Origin of the sequence: Bacillus sp. FSL R10-2201 (assembly GCF_038008665.1) — a bacterium.
In the GTDB taxonomy this organism is placed as follows: Bacteria; Bacillota; Bacilli; order Bacillales; family Bacillaceae_G; genus Bacillus_A; species Bacillus_A mycoides.
The window spans coordinates 4,019,598-4,033,996 of record NZ_JBBOZP010000001.1 but is presented as its reverse complement, the minus strand read 5'-3'; the positions used below and the strand labels follow the sequence as shown (position 1 = coordinate 4,033,996).

Below are 14,399 nucleotides of genomic sequence, written 5' to 3'. Positions count from 1 at the left end.
CGAATTTGGTAGACTAGAGAATGTGAAAAATAATTGGTTATATGAGGTGCAGGATGGGAAAAGAAAAATGGTGTTATATTAACTCTGGTCAATGTTCACCAGCATTTAATATGGCGTTAGATGAATGTTTATTAAATTGGCAAAGTGCAAAGAAAATGTCACCAACAATTCGTTTTTATGAATGGGAAGTACCAACATTAACAGTCGGGTATTTCCAGCGTGTTGAAAAAGATATAAATATGGATGTAGTTAACGAAAAGAAATATGGATTCGTTCGTCGTCAAACAGGCGGCAGGGGTGTACTACATGACAAAGAATTAACGTACAGTGTTATTGTGTCTGAAGATCATCCGAATATGCCAAAAACAGTTACAGAAGCATACCGAATTATTTCGCAAGGCTTATTGGACGGTTTTAAGGCATTAGGATTAGAAGCGTATTATGCAGTTCCGAAAACAGAAGCGGATCGTGAGAATTTAAAAAATCCGCGTTCAGGAGTATGTTTTGATGCACCATCTTGGTATGAGATTGTAGTTGAAGGAAGAAAAATCGCGGGTAGTGCCCAAACACGTCAAAAAGGTGTTATCTTACAACACGGTTCTATTCCGTTAGAAATAGATTTAGATGAGTTATACGACCTATTTTTATTCCCAAATGAGCGAGTAAAAGAGCGTATGAAAAACATGTTTTCTTCTAAAGCGGTAGCGATTAATGAATTAACAGACCGCACATTTACGATTGAACAGTTAATTAAAGCGTTTGAAACTGGATTTGAAAAAGGTTTAGATATAGAGCTTGTGCCGTATGAACTAACAGAAGAACAGCTTCATGAAGTTCAAACTTTAGCAAAAGAGAAGTATGAAAGTAATGAATGGAATTATAAAAAATAAGGAGATGGCGACCGCCATCTCCTTATTTTTATAGTAAATTAAGTACTTTTTCTACTTTGATTCCTTTATCTTGTAAAGAACGAAGGCGATTTACAACGTCCATAATTTCTTTGTCGAATGTAACGCTAATACCTTGGCTTTGTAGCTCTTTTTTTAATCCTTCAATAGAATCATCTATGTCGATGCCAAGCTCGTAATCTTGACAAACTTCAATTGTCTTTTTCACAAGTTTAACATAATTTTCTTGTAGTTTTGTATTTGTTTCAGTCAAAGCAGGTTGCTTCGGTTTTACAGGAGTAACCGGTGCTGTCTCTTGCTTTGTAACTGGAGTAGGTACTGCTTTTTTCACAGGTGCTGGAGTAGATAGTTCTGTAGCTGCTTCAACACTTACTGACTTCGGCGTTGGTACCGGAGTAGGTTTAGGTGCAGCAGGTGTTTCTACTCGCGTAATAGGCTTTGGAGCAGGTGTAACTGCTTTTGGAGCTTCTACAACTACTTCTTTTTTCGGAGTAGCTTCTACAACTGTTTCTTCTTGCTCAGCAGCTTCTTTATTTTCTTTGCTCCACATAACGCGTTCAACTTCTAGAGAAACATTGTTTTTGTTCATCGCTGTTAATGTAACTTTACCAACCTCAGCGTTCCCAGTGAAATCAACAATTTTATAAATAACACTCTTGTTCCAATCCACGTTTCCGCTCAAAAATAATTCTTCGTTACATTTTGGCGTTAAGCCCTCGATTTTAATTTCTGCGTTTACACCGTTTTCACTATATACCATAATTAGCGAAGCATTTACATCTTCGTCTGCTAACATTAGTTCACGTACCATTTTGCCGGTGCGTACTTGCGTTTTCTTCTTAACTGACATCAAATTTCTCCTCTCAAAAATTCAGTAATAATAAAAAAATCGTATAACGAAAAATAATTGCTCACGAAGATTTATGATACCGATAATAAAAGCATCACGTCAACAATTAACTTTAATTATTTTGCATTTTTCTTATTTTCTTTATGAAATTTTTCAATTTGTAAAATTATACAGAAGAAAAACAGCCGTTTGAAGGGCTGTTAAAAATTTGATTTTTTGTATAGTAATTTATATAAAATATAAAATAGAATAGCGATTAAAGCGTTTTGCCAAAAGGTTAGATGATAAATGAGATAAGGTTGTTTTTTGAAATAGACATTTAAAAATACAGCTGAACAAAATGGAGTAGCAAATGCAAATCCAAATAGAATCCTTCTTTTCCAATTCATCTTTTGATCAAAGGAATAGCGCTTTAATAAATATAAAATGAAAAGTATGCCTAGTATAATAAGTGAAACGAACAAAGTGGTTCCAGGGATGCTAAAAGCTGGGCTTAATTGTTCGATATTCTTCCCGAAGATTAAAATGAAAGTCGAAACAAGTGCATCTATTCCAAACTGTATAGCAAGAAGTAAGCTAATAATAAAACCGATTAAAGAAGTTTTTTCTAGCTTTGTTTGGGTTGGTAAAGCTGATATAAGTTCATCACAGTAAGATCGTAAATCATTTCCGAAAATATCATAAGCATTTTTATTTTCTGCTTGTGCTTCGATGAGATGATCTAATATTTCTAATAAAAGTTCTTCTACTTGATGTTCGGGTACATTAGATAACCGAAGATATACTAACATATCACCGTAAGCAGCTTCGTTTTCAGGTGTTAGAAATTCGCGTTTTTTATTGTTCAATTCAACCATGTCTTGCGCCTTCATCCCTATCACTCCCCTTGTAATAAGTTATTTACCGTCGTTGAAACCATTCCCCAACTTTTTTTAAATTCTTCAAGCTGTTCTAATCCTTTATCGGTTACGTGATAATATTTTCGTTTTGGACCGAGTGAGGAAGCTTTTAATGTTCCTTCAATAAGTTTCTCTTTTTGCATGCGTAACAATAAAGGATAGATGCTTCCTTCACTTACGAATGTAAAGCCGTGTTTATTTAATTTTGTACTTAGTTCATATCCGTACACTTCTTCTTGTGAAATGATATATAGAATGCAACCTTCTAGTACACCTTTTAACATTTGGCTGTGCATGATTTCACCACCTTTTATCCAGGTAACTTGCGTTGCAAGGTAGCTGTTATCTAAATTATAACAGTCAGTAACTTGCAACGCAAGTTACTGAAGTGGAAAACTTTAATCTGTGTTAATTTTCATGTGCTTCCCATACTAACGAGAGGAGGGAAGCACATGAAACCATTTATGCCAAAACTCGTTTACTTTGAACCGAGGGCACTCGAATATCCGCTTGGAAAAGAGCTTTATGAGAAGTTTACGAAGATGGGATTAGAAATTCGTGAAACGACATCACACAATCAAATTAGAAATTTTCCAGGGGAAAATGAATTGCAAAAGTATCGTAATGCAAAAGCAACACTTGTCGTTGGGGTGAGGAAGACGTTAAAGTTCGATACATCAAAACCTTCAGCTGAATATGCAATTCCGCTTGCAACAGGGTGTATGGGACATTGTCATTATTGTTATTTGCAAACGACACTTGGGAGTAAACCTTACGTAAGGGTGTATGTGAATCTAGATGAAATCTTTGAGAAGGCAAAGCAATATATGGATGAAAGGGCCCCTGAAATAACAAGATTTGAAGCTGCGTGTACATCAGACATCGTTGGAATTGATCATTTGACACATGCATTAAAGCGGGCGATAGAGTTTATCGGAGAAAGTGAACATGGACGTTTACGTTTCGTTACGAAATATTCGCATGTTGATCATTTATTAGATGCAAAGCATAATGGGAAAACGCGTTTTCGATTTAGTATTAATTCACGTTATGTGATTAAAAATTTTGAACCAGGGACATCGCCATTTGAAGAGCGAATTGAGGCCGCTCGTAAAGTAGCGGGGGCTAATTATCCTCTTGGCTTTATTGTTGCGCCAATTTATATGCATGAAGGGTGGGAAGAAGGGTACCGTGAATTGTTTGAACGATTGTACAATGAGTTAAAAGACATGACGATACCAAATTTAACGTTCGAATTAATTCAACATCGTTTTACGAAACCAGCCAAAAAAGTCATTCAAGAACGTTATCCGAATACGAAACTTGAAATGGATGAAGAGAAGCGGAAATATAAATGGGGACGATACGGTATTGGGAAATATGTATATCAAAAGGATGATGCAGAAGTATTGGAAGAAACAATACGAGGTTATATATATGAGTATTTTCCCGATGCAGAAATTCAATATTTTACATAAGGGGAATCTGGATTCTTTTTTTGTTTTATATATTTAGGCTCGTTTCCACCTTGTCACGTTATTCTTTCTGGTGTATCATTTTATTGATTGCTTCGTACGGAATAAGCAAAATGAAATTGGATGGAGGAAACCGATGCCTACCCCTAGTATGGAAGATTATATTGAACAAATTTATTTGTTGATTGATGAAAAGGGTTATGCCCGTGTATCTGATATTGCTGAAGCGCTTAGTGTACATCCATCCTCTGTAACAAAAATGGTACAAAAATTAGACAAAGACGAATATCTAATTTATGAAAAATATAGAGGGCTTGTATTAACATCAAAAGGTAAAAAAATCGGAGAACGTCTCGTATATCGTCATGAATTGTTAGAACAGTTTATGCGCATTATCGGTGTGGATGAAAGCAAAATTTATAATGATGTAGAAGGAATTGAACATCATTTAAGTTGGGAATCAATTGACCGTATCGGTGATTTAGTACAATACTTTGAACAAGATGAAGTTCGAGTAGAAACACTTCGTGGTGTTCAAAAAGCAAATGAAGAGAAAAGTAATTAAGGGGAACGTGTGGCGTTTCCTTTTTTATTTCAATCGAAAAGGACGGGAGAATCATGAAAGCGATTATTTTTGATTTTGATGGATTAATTGTGGACACAGAAACAATATGGTTTCACTCTTTCAGAGATGCTGTTCGTGAATACGGCAGCGAGTTACCTTTAGAGGAATTTGCGAAATGTATTGGAACGACAGATGAAGTGCTTTATGCATATTTAAAAGAGCAATTAAAAGAAAAGTTTAATGAGCATACATTAAAGGAAAAAGTAACAACTTTACATAAAGAAAAAATGAAAATACCGAAAGCACGTGACGGTGTAAAAGAATATTTAGAAGAAGCGAAAGAACTTGGATTAAAAATCGCATTAGCCTCTAGCTCATCTAGAGAGTGGGTCGTTCTTTTTTTAGAAGAGTTACAGATTAGAGAGTATTTTGAAGTGATTAAAACGAGAGAAGATGTCGAGAAAGTAAAACCAGATCCAGCTCTTTATAAAGTTGCGATAGAAGAATTAGGAGTTGAACCATCGGAAGCTGTTGTATTTGAAGATTCATTAAATGGATTGAAAGCAGCAATTGCAGCAGGATTAAAATGTGTCGTCGTACCTAATGATGTGACAAGAAATTTACAATTTGAAAACCATCACCTTCGTATCGAAAGTATGAAAGATAAAAGTTTGAAAGAAGTACTTCAACATATAAAGTGAAACTTTAATCAGTCGGGGCTTTTCTCATCCCCACTGATTATTTGCCCATACTAATTGAGATAAAAAAGACCGTATTTCCTAAAAGGAAGCACGGTCTTTCTTTTTGTTTTTTTTACCTTCAATGACAGTTAAATGAGATTGTTTTCTTTTTCTTTTCAACGATGGAGAATTACCCTTTTTCCCCTTGTCATCAGAAGCATTTCGTTTCAAGAAAGAATTACTTAGGGGTGCTACATTTTGTTTCCCGTGTTTGCGGTTCGATTGTTTCGCTGCACGCTTATATGAGCTTTGCGAATTTGCAGAACCACTAGAGTTTGTAAACATTTTGTAGAGTAAGTAAAAGATACCGACGACAGCTAACATGATACCAATGTTTTTCAATACTCCCATTGGATCTGTAATAACAGATGAAACAAGGCCGAATATTGCTAATCCGATAATAAGCACAAATATAGCGAATGTAAACGAACGACCGTTCATAAGGGACACCTCCTAAAAACATATATTAAAATTAGTATATTAACGATGAGGAAAGGAGTTGAACACCATTTTTAAATAATTATTGTTTGTTTTCTAAACGTAATAATTCTTCAAACGATGCGATTGCAACTTCCGCTTGATCATCTGTTGGTTCTTTCGTTGTTAATAGTTGCAGCCATAATCCTGGATATCCAAGTACTCGCAAAACAGGGACATCTCGTAATCGATTGGTAAATTGTAATACTTCAAAAGAAATGCCGAGAACAACTGGAATTAATAAAATTCTGTTTACTACCCTTGCCCAAAGTGGATCTGTAGGAACTAGGAAATAAACAAACATTCCAATAATGACTGTAAATATTATAAAGCTACTGCCACAGCGATAATGGAGGCGAGTTTGCTTTTGAACATTTTCTACAGTCAGTGGAAGGTTATTCTCGTAAGCATTGATTACTTTATGTTCCGCACCGTGGTACTGAAATACCCGCTTAATAAGTGGGGTTAAAGAAATGAAGTATATATAGCTCAATAATAGCATGAGCTTAATGACACTTTCGACAATGATTTGCCCTGTATGAGATGGGAAAATCGGTCTCGTTAATTCAGCTAAAAGTGCAGGAACTGCTGTGAAAATTACTTTACCGAATATGAACGATAAAACGCCAACTGCTGCAACTCCTAATACCATCGTTAATTTTGATTGTTCTTCTTTTTTATTTGCAAGTTGTTCATCTTCTTCTGGGTGGACATCAAATCGTTCTGAAGCAAAGTTTAAATGTTTCGCTCCATTCGCACTTGCATCCACAATAGCGGCAATACCTCGTAAAAATGGAATTTTCTTTAGTAGAGATAATGCTTTATTACGAACGCGTGGTAAACGATAAAATTCAATCGATTTATCTTTACGACGAACCGCTGTAACAGTATATTCTCTACCGCCAAACATAACTCCTTCTATGACTGCCTGCCCGCCATATATTTGTTTTGACTCTTCTGCCATGTTAACACCAACCTGTATTTGTTTCTCTCTTATGTAGAAAAAGAGGCAATTGTCATACTTGGTTTTGTCATCTTGAAATAAGACAATCACCGAGTTTCCTTTATTTTATCGACAAATACAGGCAGATGACAAGGGAAAATGTTACGAGAGTCGGACATTTCTTATTCTTTTTATAGACAAATTTTGCAGGATTTAAACATGCCTCAAAATAGTTTCGGGCATACTAGTGAGCGGAGGTGTCAATGTGAATCAAGAACAATCAACAATAAGAAACTTTGTACAAATTGGTTTATTTGGTGGCTTATTTTGGGGAGGTATATGGTATTTCCTTCATATATTCTCATTTACAGAAGCTGGACCTAACTATTTACTTTTACCGTTTGCATTTGGAGATTGGAAAGAAGGGGTTTGGGGAAATGTACTAGGTATCGTTTGTATGGGACTTCTTTCAATTTTAGTGGCATTTCTCTATAAAGCCCTTTTTAAAAAGTTTGAAGGAGTATTCCCTGGCGTACTATACGGTTTGTTTTGGTGGGCATTATTATTTTTGGGGATGGGGCTAATGGCACCTGTTATTAAAAGTGCACTCCATTTACCGAAAGAAACAATTGTAACGACAATATGTATCTTTATATTATATGGTGTTTTTATTTCGTATTCTGTAGCATTCGAATCGAATAATACAAATAGAGGAGAAGGGGTCGAGAAGACAAACTATTCAAATAAGTGATTCCTATGTTAAAATGTCGTATAGACATTTTTTAATATTAAGGAGTTTTAAGAAAATGAAAAAGTTACTCCTCGTAAATGGTCCTAACCTAAATCGCCTTGGCGTTAGGGAAGTAAATGTATACGGAAAAGGAACGTTAGCGACGCTTGAAACAGATATGAAACACGAAGCAGAGAAAATGGGAGTGGAGTTAGAATGTTTCCAATCGAATCATGAAGGTGCTATTATCGATCGTCTTCATGAGGCTGAAGATATATATGAAGGGATCATTTTAAATCCTGGAGCATTTACGCATTATAGCTATGCGATTCGAGATGCAATTGCGAGCATTTCGATTCCTGTTATTGAAGTACATATTTCTAACATTCACCAGCGTGAATCGTTCCGTCACGAATCTGTGACGGCGGCTGTTTGTGCGGGACAAATTGTTGGATTTGGTTTTTATGGCTATAAGTTAGCGTTATTTGCATTAATGGAGAAATTGAGGGAGGCATAAAGTAATGGAAAAGATCGAGAGATTAAGAAGTGCGTTTGATGAGGCTGGTATTGACGGTATCGTATTAACGAATGAACATAGCCGTAGATATATGGCGAATTTCACAGGAACAGCTGGTGTTGTACTAATTTCAAAAGAGCGTGCTCTATTTATTACAGATTTCCGTTATGTAGAGCAAGCTAGTAAGCAAGCGGTTGGATACGAAATAGTGCAGCATGCAGGATTAATTCTTGATGAAGTTGCGAAACAAGTTAAAGAACTTGGAATTCAAAAGCTAGGATTTGAGCAAGATACTCTTACATATAGCTCTTACGTAACGCATAATGAAGCGATCGAAGCTGAATTCATCCCAACTTCTGGGCTTGTAGAAAAGTTACGCTTGATAAAGACTGATTCAGAGATTAAGATATTAAAGGAAGCTGCACAGATTGCAGATGCTGCCTTTGAGCATATTCTATCATTCATTCGCCCGGGAGTATCTGAAATTGAAGTGTCAAATGAACTTGAATTTTTCATGAGAAAACAAGGAGCAACATCTTCTTCGTTTGATATTATCGTTGCTTCAGGTCTTCGTTCGGCATTACCGCACGGCGTGGCATCTGAAAAAGTGATAGAAAAAGGAGATTTCGTTACATTAGACTTCGGCGCTTATTACAAAGGATATTGCTCGGATATTACTCGTACGATTGCAGTCGGTGAACCATCTGATAAATTAAAAGAAATTTATAATATTGTTTTAGAAGCACAACTACGTGGTGTGAACGGTATTAAAGCTGGTTTAACGGGTCGTGAGGCTGATGCATTAACGCGTGATTACATAACGGAAAAAGGATATGGTGAATACTTCGGACACTCTACTGGTCATGGAATCGGTCTTGAAATCCATGAAGCACCAGGTTTAGCGTTCCGTTCTGATACAGTACTTGAACCAGGTATGGCTGTAACAGTAGAACCAGGTATTTATATTCCAGGTGTTGGCGGGGTACGTATTGAAGATGATATCATTGTAACAAGTGAAGGTAATGAAGTAATAACGAAATCACCAAAAGAACTTATTATTTTGTAATACACAGGAGGATTTTTTTACATGATTTCAGTAAACGATTTTCGTACAGGTTTAACAATTTCAGTGGACAATGCCCTTTGGCAAGTAATGGATTTCCAACACGTAAAGCCAGGTAAAGGTGCTGCATTCGTTCGCTCTAAACTACGTAACCTTCGCACAGGATCTGTTCAAGAGAAAACATTCCGTGCAGGTGAAAAAGTAGAAAAAGCACACATCGAAAACCGTCGTATGCAATACTTATACGCGAGCGGTGAGTCTCACGTATTTATGGATAACGAAACTTATGAGCAAATCGAACTTGGTGAAAACCAAATCGAGCGTGAATTAAAATTCTTAAAAGAAAACATGGGAGTATCTATTATGACATACCAAGATGAAATACTTGGTGTTGAACTTCCGAACACAGTTGAATTAAAAGTTGCAGAAACAGAGCCTGGTATTAAAGGTGACACAGCTTCTAACGTAACAAAACCAGCTAAATTAGAAACTGGTCTTGTTGTACAAGTACCAATCTTCATTAACGAAGGCGAAATGCTTATCATCAACACTGGTGAAGGTAAATACGTTTCTCGTGCATAGTAGAAAAGCACTCGTGATTATCACGAGTGCTTTTTTTATAGGAAATAGGGCAGATAGTAAATTGCAGTTATAGCAAAACTAACTGTGACGAGTGAAAGGGTACCCATAATATATGGAGTCAAAACAATTTGAAACGGGCGTATTTCACCAGTTTCAATACCGGTAAAAGTTTTATTCGTTGCATGATCCATATTGTTATTTCTAAAGGTACTCATAATAATTAACCACGTAATTGCAAATATTGCTAGACTGCCAAGGAAAAAGCTCTCCATAAATGACCAGCCGACCATTTTTGAAAAAAGATAAATAATAGCTAATTCTACTACAATTGTTAAACTAATTTTCAATCCTTTCATATTTTCCCCCCTCATTTTGTACTTCCAACCAATTTGAAAATTTTTCGCATGATACAACATGCAGTACGCAAGGTGATTTTACTTCTTTCTCCAAAGCAGCGTGTACGTCTGGAAATTGTTTTTCCACATGTAATGAAATGTAAGATAGTTTCTCTTGTGCTTTTAAAGAGCGAATGTTATTCGTTTTAGCACCGGCAAATACGTATGTAAGTTGCAAGTCTAAAAAAGCGATTTTAAAGATCTCTTTTTTCGCAGATTCGTTATATCCTCTTCCCCAATATTGATAGCCGAGCCAACTTCCAATATGTGAGTGCTTTTGTTCGTAATTAATATGTTTAAGTGTCGTGAGGCCAATTATTTCATTTTCCTCACTTACAATCACTCTTGATAAGGAGTGTTTTTTTCGTTCCTCTCCAATTGCAAAAAGAATGAACGCCTTTGTATCTTCCACTGATTCTACTTTTATCCCTAATGCATTTTTTACATGTGGATTGCTTGATAGCTCAAAAAGCACATTTGCATATCGTAAATCGAGTGGTAGTAAAGTAACTTGCTTCATCATCTATGCTCCTTTTCTATTAAATATACCATATATTAATGAGAATATTCAGTTTTCTATAAAGTCGATAGAGAAAAATTATGTTTTTACTTCTGAAATAGACAACCTCTGCATATGGTTGTACAAATATATTCTTTTTCAGAATAAGGAAGTAGTAACTGTTATGGGAGAAGGTGGGAGAATGAAACAGTGGCTAGCGGCAATGGAAACATCCGTGCTTGTTATGGGGTTACTTCGGTTGTTTTCAGGAAGCGCGGAAATATTCGCCGCTCTGCTTATGCTTTACGTGAATGATGCGAAGAAAGCATTGTTTATAAATGGTATGTTGGCGTTTGTTGGACCGACCGTATTAATTTTAACAATGACAATTGGCATAGCGAGTGTAGCAAGTGAGATTTCTTTCTTGAAACTCTTTTTTCTAGCACTTGGAATTGGCTGCATTTTTATCGCGTTGTTGAAATAGTAAGTCGAGTATAGTGGGGAGAAGCTTATGAAAGAAGTATTAGAAGTTTTACCGAAAACGATGAAACAGTTAGTTGAAGGCTGTAAACAATACGATACTCTAGAGGAAATTCGCGTTCGAATTGGAAGGCCACTAGAGTGTATCGCACATGGAGAAGTGTTTTTCTATGACTATATCGCTACAGCGGAAGATGCGATCCATTTATTGAATAAATTAAGCCAATTCTCAATTTATACGATGGAAGAGGAATTGAAACGTGGATATGTGACACTACGAGGAGGACATAGAATTGGCCTAGCTGGAAAAGTCATTACAGAAAAAAGTGCAGTGAAAATGATTCGGGATGTCTCTTCTTTTAATATTCGTATTGCCCGTCAAAAAATAGGGATTGCTGAGCCGCTTCTGCCATATCTTTATGAATCGCGATGGTTAAACACGATGGTAATTGGCCCACCGCAAACGGGGAAAACAACACTTTTAAGAGATGTAGCACGCTGTATGAGTCAAGGTGTAAGTGCTTCGAAAATTCCTTCATGTAAAGTGGGGATTGTTGATGAACGATCAGAAATTGCGGGTTGTGTGAAAGGAATCCCGCAATATGACTTTGGCGTGCGAGTAGATGTATTAGACGCTTGTCCAAAAGCTGAAGGAATGATGATGATGATTCGTTCTATGAGCCCAGACATATTAATCGTAGATGAAATTGGACGTAAAGAAGATAGTGAAGCGATTATGGAGGCGGTACATGCAGGTGTTCAGCTTTTTATAAGTGCACATGGATTTTCTTATGATGACGTTGTGAAACGTCCATCGTTACAGGCGGTGCTGGAACTTGGTGTATTTGATAGGTTTGTGGAATTATCAAAAGCGAGAGGGCCAGGAACAGTTATGCAAGTGAAAGATAGAGATGGAAAACCAGTATTATCCCATAGAAAGGTTCAAGGCGTATGGTGAAAATATTTGGTGCGGTATTAATAGTTGCTGTTAGCACTTTTTTCGGATTTTCATACGCTAAAAGGTACAGTGAGAGACCGCGGCAACTTAGGTTATTGAAGGCAGCATTGCAATCATTAGAAGCTGAAATTATGTATGGACACACGCCGTTATCTGAGGCTGCAGAGCGTTTAGTCAAACAAATGCCGAAGCCGTTAAATTGGATATTTCAAAGCTTTTCGAAACGGCTAGAGGACGGGGAGCAAACAGTTAGAGAAGCTTGGATTGATAGTTTGAAGGAGAACTGGACGTTAACGGCGTTTAAACAAACCGAGTATGAAATCTTACAACAATTTGGTGAAACACTTGGACAACATGATCGTGAATCACAGCAAAAACATATTCGCTTATGTATTACACATTTGGAGAGAGAAGAAGGAGAAGCGAAAGCATTACAACTACAATATGAAAAAATGATAAAGAGTTTAGGGGTACTAGCAGGGCTACTTATCGTAATTTTACTGCTATAGGGGGGAGAAAGGCGATGTCCATTGATGTTGGATTAATATTTCAAATCGCCGGAATCGGCATTGTTTTAGCTTTCATTCATACTGTACTAAAAGAATTAAAGCGAGAGGATATTGCAAATTGGGTTATCCTTGTCGGTTTTGTCGTTATTTTGTTTCATGTTGCATTTTTAATTAATACTCTATTCGACAAGATTAAAAGTGTCTTTCTCTTCCAGTAAAGGAGGCGGTTCGAATCGAAATTATACAAATTGTCGGATTAGGCCTCGTTGCTACATTTTTAGCTGCTGTTTTAAATCAGCATAAGTCTAGTATTACATCGTTATTTATTGTGTTCATTGGTAGCATGATGTTTCTTCTCTTAATCGATCAAATTCATTCTATTTTACAAATGATTGAGAGAGTGGCGAGTGAAGCGAAGGTTAGCAACGTATATGTAGAAACGTTATTGAAAATTATAGGGATTGCTTATATCGCTGAGTTTGGTGCGCAAATTACAAAGGATGCTGGTCAAGGTGCAATCGCTTCGAAAATTGAATTAGCTGGGAAAATCTTAATTCTCGTCATGGCAATTCCTATTTTGACGGTTGTAATTGAAACAATTCTCGGTTTTTTACCTACGGGATAAGGGGGAGTGAATGTTGAGGAAGTTTGGAGCTAAGCTATTATTTGCTTGCTTCCTTTTCTTTTCTTTACCGATTGTTGTACAAGCTTCTCCTATAGAAACAAACGTCGTTGATCAACAATTGGATAAGCTCGGAATTGAAGATGTGAAGCAATTTTGGGACGGGCTTGTTACAAAGTATGGAGGCTATTTACCAGAGAGTCAAAAAGGAAGCTTTATGGAGTTTGTAAAGGGAGAAAAAGAGTTCTCCATAAAAGAGTGGATGATAGGTCTACTAAAATATTTATTTCATGAGCTTGTTGCAAATGGAAAGTTACTTGGAACGCTCATTATGCTCACGATTTTCAGTGCATTGTTGCAATCGTTGCAATCTGCTTTTTCAAAGAGTAGCGTGAGTAAAATCGCTGATGCAGTCGTATACATGGTACTTATTATTTTCGCTTTAAATAGTTTTTATGTCGTCATGACATATGCAAGAGAGACGATACAAACAATGGTAGATTTCATACTAGCGTTATTACCAATTTTACTCGCACTCATAGCAACAGGCGGCGGTGTTGTTTCTGTATCGTTTTTTCATCCGATTATCATTTTCTTAATGAATACGAGTGGGCTTCTTATGAACTATATCGTTCTACCACTTTTATTACTTGCAACTATATTAAGTATTGTAAGCACGATGAGTGATCAATATAAAGTTACGAAATTGTCCAAGCTTTTGCAAAACGTTAGTGTTGGGATTATTGGTATCTTTTTGACGGTTTTTTTAGGCGTATTATCTGTACAGGGAACAGCGTCAGCCGTTGCTGATGGTATAGCTGTGAAAACGGCTAAATTTGTAACAGGAAACTTCATTCCTGTAGTAGGAAGGATGTTTACTGAGGCGGCGGATACTGTTATTAGTGCATCTGGATTATTAAAAAACACAGTCGGAATTATCGGGCTCGTTATTTTATGCTTAATTGTCGCTTTCCCAGCGATTCAAATTTTTTGTATCGCGTTTATTTATAAATTCGCAGCAGCAGTATTGCAACCGGTAGGCGGAGGAGCAATTATTCAATGTTTAGATATCATTGGACGAAGTATCATTTACGTATTTGCTTGCTTAGCTATCGTATCATTTATGTTCTTTTTAAGTATCACAATTATTATTGCTGCCGGGAACATTACTCTCATGATGCGGTAGG

General features: G+C 36.5%; 21 protein-coding genes. 14 read left to right on the top strand and 7 right to left on the bottom strand.

Features of this window, described 5'->3' with window-relative positions; genetic code table 11:
• Positions 1 to 53 precede the first annotated feature (53 nt).
• The gene (locus NSQ69_RS20800; RefSeq protein WP_002015039.1) at positions 54 to 890 is read left to right on the top strand and encodes a lipoate--protein ligase family protein; all 837 of its coding nucleotides are present in this window, start codon (positions 54 to 56) and stop codon (positions 888 to 890) included.
• A 28-nt stretch (positions 891 to 918) separates the two neighbouring features.
• On the opposite strand, the gene NSQ69_RS20795 is transcribed toward NSQ69_RS20800, so the two are convergent.
• The 3 genes from NSQ69_RS20795 to NSQ69_RS20785 form a co-directional block, all read right to left on the bottom strand.
• A complete protein-coding gene (locus NSQ69_RS20795) occupies positions 919 to 1,758 on the bottom strand; it encodes a hypothetical protein (RefSeq protein WP_002129063.1) in 840 nt (279 codons plus the stop codon).
• Between the two features lie 200 nt (positions 1,759 to 1,958).
• On the bottom strand, positions 1,959 to 2,630 hold the full coding sequence (locus NSQ69_RS20790) for a DUF1129 family protein (protein ID WP_002138305.1): 672 nt from the start codon (positions 2,628 to 2,630) through the stop codon (positions 1,959 to 1,961).
• Between the two features lie 5 nt (positions 2,631 to 2,635).
• The gene (locus NSQ69_RS20785; protein WP_000556081.1) at positions 2,636 to 2,953 is read right to left on the bottom strand and encodes a PadR family transcriptional regulator; all 318 of its coding nucleotides are present in this window, start codon (positions 2,951 to 2,953) and stop codon (positions 2,636 to 2,638) included.
• Positions 2,954 to 3,109: 156 nt separating this feature from the next.
• On the opposite strand from NSQ69_RS20785, the gene splB reads away from it, so the two are divergent.
• The 3 genes from splB (at position 3,110) to NSQ69_RS20770 (ending at position 5,398) form a co-directional block, all read left to right on the top strand.
• A complete protein-coding gene (gene splB, locus NSQ69_RS20780; RefSeq protein ID WP_002067092.1) occupies positions 3,110 to 4,135 on the top strand; it encodes a spore photoproduct lyase in 1,026 nt (341 codons plus the stop codon).
• A 133-nt stretch (positions 4,136 to 4,268) separates the two neighbouring features.
• Positions 4,269 to 4,697 (top strand): transcriptional regulator MntR, encoded by a 429-nt coding sequence (mntR, locus tag NSQ69_RS20775; RefSeq protein WP_001143080.1) that lies wholly within the window; start codon positions 4,269 to 4,271, stop codon positions 4,695 to 4,697.
• Between the two features lie 53 nt (positions 4,698 to 4,750).
• Positions 4,751 to 5,398: an HAD family hydrolase gene (locus NSQ69_RS20770; protein WP_002129058.1), complete on the top strand. Its 648-nt coding sequence runs from the start codon at positions 4,751 to 4,753 to the stop codon at positions 5,396 to 5,398.
• A gap of 78 nt (positions 5,399 to 5,476) precedes the next feature.
• On the opposite strand, the gene NSQ69_RS20765 is transcribed toward NSQ69_RS20770, so the two are convergent.
• Positions 5,477 to 5,878 (bottom strand): SA1362 family protein, encoded by a 402-nt coding sequence (locus tag NSQ69_RS20765; protein WP_002129056.1) that lies wholly within the window; start codon positions 5,876 to 5,878, stop codon positions 5,477 to 5,479.
• A 79-nt stretch (positions 5,879 to 5,957) separates the two neighbouring features.
• A complete protein-coding gene (locus NSQ69_RS20760; protein WP_002015047.1) occupies positions 5,958 to 6,878 on the bottom strand; it encodes a DUF1385 domain-containing protein in 921 nt (306 codons plus the stop codon).
• Positions 6,879 to 7,122: 244 nt separating this feature from the next.
• Between NSQ69_RS20760 and NSQ69_RS20755 the strand changes: the two genes are divergently transcribed.
• Genes NSQ69_RS20755 through efp form a run of 4 tightly spaced genes read left to right on the top strand, consistent with a single transcriptional unit; the run spans position 7,123 to position 9,749 of the window.
• Positions 7,123 to 7,608 (top strand): YqhR family membrane protein, encoded by a 486-nt coding sequence (locus NSQ69_RS20755; protein WP_002015048.1) that lies wholly within the window; start codon positions 7,123 to 7,125, stop codon positions 7,606 to 7,608.
• Between the two features lie 55 nt (positions 7,609 to 7,663).
• Positions 7,664 to 8,104, top strand: a complete 441-nt coding sequence (gene aroQ / locus NSQ69_RS20750) for a type II 3-dehydroquinate dehydratase (RefSeq protein ID WP_002015049.1) — start codon at positions 7,664 to 7,666, stop codon at positions 8,102 to 8,104.
• Between the two features lie 4 nt (positions 8,105 to 8,108).
• A complete protein-coding gene (gene pepQ / locus NSQ69_RS20745; RefSeq protein WP_002015050.1) occupies positions 8,109 to 9,170 on the top strand; it encodes a Xaa-Pro dipeptidase in 1,062 nt (353 codons plus the stop codon).
• Between the two features lie 21 nt (positions 9,171 to 9,191).
• Entirely contained in the window at positions 9,192 to 9,749 is a 558-nt protein-coding gene (efp, locus tag NSQ69_RS20740) for an elongation factor P (RefSeq protein ID WP_002129052.1), read from the top strand.
• A 35-nt stretch (positions 9,750 to 9,784) separates the two neighbouring features.
• Here efp and NSQ69_RS20735 read toward each other — a convergent pair whose 3' ends face one another.
• Together NSQ69_RS20735 and NSQ69_RS20730 are read right to left on the bottom strand one after the other, a co-directional pair.
• Complete coding sequence (locus NSQ69_RS20735; RefSeq protein ID WP_002129051.1) at positions 9,785 to 10,105, bottom strand: hypothetical protein; 321 nt, start codon at positions 10,103 to 10,105, stop codon at positions 9,785 to 9,787.
• Complete coding sequence (locus NSQ69_RS20730) at positions 10,086 to 10,667, bottom strand: GNAT family N-acetyltransferase (protein ID WP_002129049.1); 582 nt, start codon at positions 10,665 to 10,667, stop codon at positions 10,086 to 10,088. The genes NSQ69_RS20735 and NSQ69_RS20730 overlap by 20 nt, the downstream gene beginning before the upstream one ends.
• Positions 10,668 to 10,845: 178 nt before the next feature.
• On the opposite strand from NSQ69_RS20730, the gene NSQ69_RS20725 reads away from it, so the two are divergent.
• Genes NSQ69_RS20725 through spoIIIAE form a run of 6 tightly spaced genes read left to right on the top strand, consistent with a single transcriptional unit; the run spans position 10,846 to position 14,398 of the window.
• On the top strand, positions 10,846 to 11,127 hold the full coding sequence (locus NSQ69_RS20725; RefSeq protein WP_000816054.1) for a YqhV family protein: 282 nt from the start codon (positions 10,846 to 10,848) through the stop codon (positions 11,125 to 11,127).
• A gap of 27 nt (positions 11,128 to 11,154) precedes the next feature.
• Positions 11,155 to 12,081 carry a stage III sporulation protein AA gene (gene spoIIIAA / locus NSQ69_RS20720; protein ID WP_002088576.1) on the top strand — a complete coding sequence of 309 codons (927 nt, stop codon included), beginning with the start codon at positions 11,155 to 11,157 and terminating at the stop codon, positions 12,079 to 12,081.
• A complete protein-coding gene (spoIIIAB, locus tag NSQ69_RS20715) occupies positions 12,075 to 12,590 on the top strand; it encodes a stage III sporulation protein SpoIIIAB (RefSeq protein ID WP_002088574.1) in 516 nt (171 codons plus the stop codon). The genes spoIIIAA and spoIIIAB overlap by 7 nt, the downstream gene beginning before the upstream one ends.
• 14 nt (positions 12,591 to 12,604) lie before the next feature.
• Positions 12,605 to 12,808, top strand: coding sequence for a stage III sporulation protein AC (gene spoIIIAC / locus NSQ69_RS20710; protein WP_000020914.1), 204 nt, complete (start codon positions 12,605 to 12,607; stop codon positions 12,806 to 12,808).
• Positions 12,809 to 12,831: 23 nt separating this feature from the next.
• On the top strand, positions 12,832 to 13,215 hold the full coding sequence (spoIIIAD, locus tag NSQ69_RS20705; protein WP_078172833.1) for a stage III sporulation protein AD: 384 nt from the start codon (positions 12,832 to 12,834) through the stop codon (positions 13,213 to 13,215).
• Between the two features lie 10 nt (positions 13,216 to 13,225).
• Positions 13,226 to 14,398: a stage III sporulation protein AE gene (gene spoIIIAE, locus NSQ69_RS20700; RefSeq protein WP_002033983.1), complete on the top strand. Its 1,173-nt coding sequence runs from the start codon at positions 13,226 to 13,228 to the stop codon at positions 14,396 to 14,398.
• Position 14,399 lies beyond the last annotated feature (1 nt).

Coding starts and splice junctions, on each gene's coding strand:
- NSQ69_RS20800 (WP_002015039.1), top strand. CDS start 54: ATGGGAAAAGAAAAATGGTGTTATATTAACTCTGGTCAATGTTCACCA.
- NSQ69_RS20795 (WP_002129063.1), bottom strand. CDS start 1,758: ATGTCAGTTAAGAAGAAAACGCAAGTACGCACCGGCAAAATGGTACGT.
- NSQ69_RS20790 (WP_002138305.1), bottom strand. CDS start 2,630: ATGAAGGCGCAAGACATGGTTGAATTGAACAATAAAAAACGCGAATTT.
- NSQ69_RS20785 (WP_000556081.1), bottom strand. CDS start 2,953: ATGCACAGCCAAATGTTAAAAGGTGTACTAGAAGGTTGCATTCTATAT.
- splB (WP_002067092.1), top strand. CDS start 3,110: ATGAAACCATTTATGCCAAAACTCGTTTACTTTGAACCGAGGGCACTC.
- mntR (WP_001143080.1), top strand. CDS start 4,269: ATGCCTACCCCTAGTATGGAAGATTATATTGAACAAATTTATTTGTTG.
- NSQ69_RS20770 (WP_002129058.1), top strand. CDS start 4,751: ATGAAAGCGATTATTTTTGATTTTGATGGATTAATTGTGGACACAGAA.
- NSQ69_RS20765 (WP_002129056.1), bottom strand. CDS start 5,878: ATGAACGGTCGTTCGTTTACATTCGCTATATTTGTGCTTATTATCGGA.
- NSQ69_RS20760 (WP_002015047.1), bottom strand. CDS start 6,878: ATGGCAGAAGAGTCAAAACAAATATATGGCGGGCAGGCAGTCATAGAA.
- aroQ (WP_002015049.1), top strand. CDS start 7,664: ATGAAAAAGTTACTCCTCGTAAATGGTCCTAACCTAAATCGCCTTGGC.
- pepQ (WP_002015050.1), top strand. CDS start 8,109: ATGGAAAAGATCGAGAGATTAAGAAGTGCGTTTGATGAGGCTGGTATT.
- efp (WP_002129052.1), top strand. CDS start 9,192: ATGATTTCAGTAAACGATTTTCGTACAGGTTTAACAATTTCAGTGGAC.
- NSQ69_RS20735 (WP_002129051.1), bottom strand. CDS start 10,105: ATGAAAGGATTGAAAATTAGTTTAACAATTGTAGTAGAATTAGCTATT.
- NSQ69_RS20730 (WP_002129049.1), bottom strand. CDS start 10,667: ATGATGAAGCAAGTTACTTTACTACCACTCGATTTACGATATGCAAAT.
- NSQ69_RS20725 (WP_000816054.1), top strand. CDS start 10,846: ATGAAACAGTGGCTAGCGGCAATGGAAACATCCGTGCTTGTTATGGGG.
- spoIIIAA (WP_002088576.1), top strand. CDS start 11,155: ATGAAAGAAGTATTAGAAGTTTTACCGAAAACGATGAAACAGTTAGTT.
- spoIIIAB (WP_002088574.1), top strand. CDS start 12,075: ATGGTGAAAATATTTGGTGCGGTATTAATAGTTGCTGTTAGCACTTTT.
- spoIIIAC (WP_000020914.1), top strand. CDS start 12,605: ATGTCCATTGATGTTGGATTAATATTTCAAATCGCCGGAATCGGCATT.
- spoIIIAE (WP_002033983.1), top strand. CDS start 13,226: ATGTTGAGGAAGTTTGGAGCTAAGCTATTATTTGCTTGCTTCCTTTTC.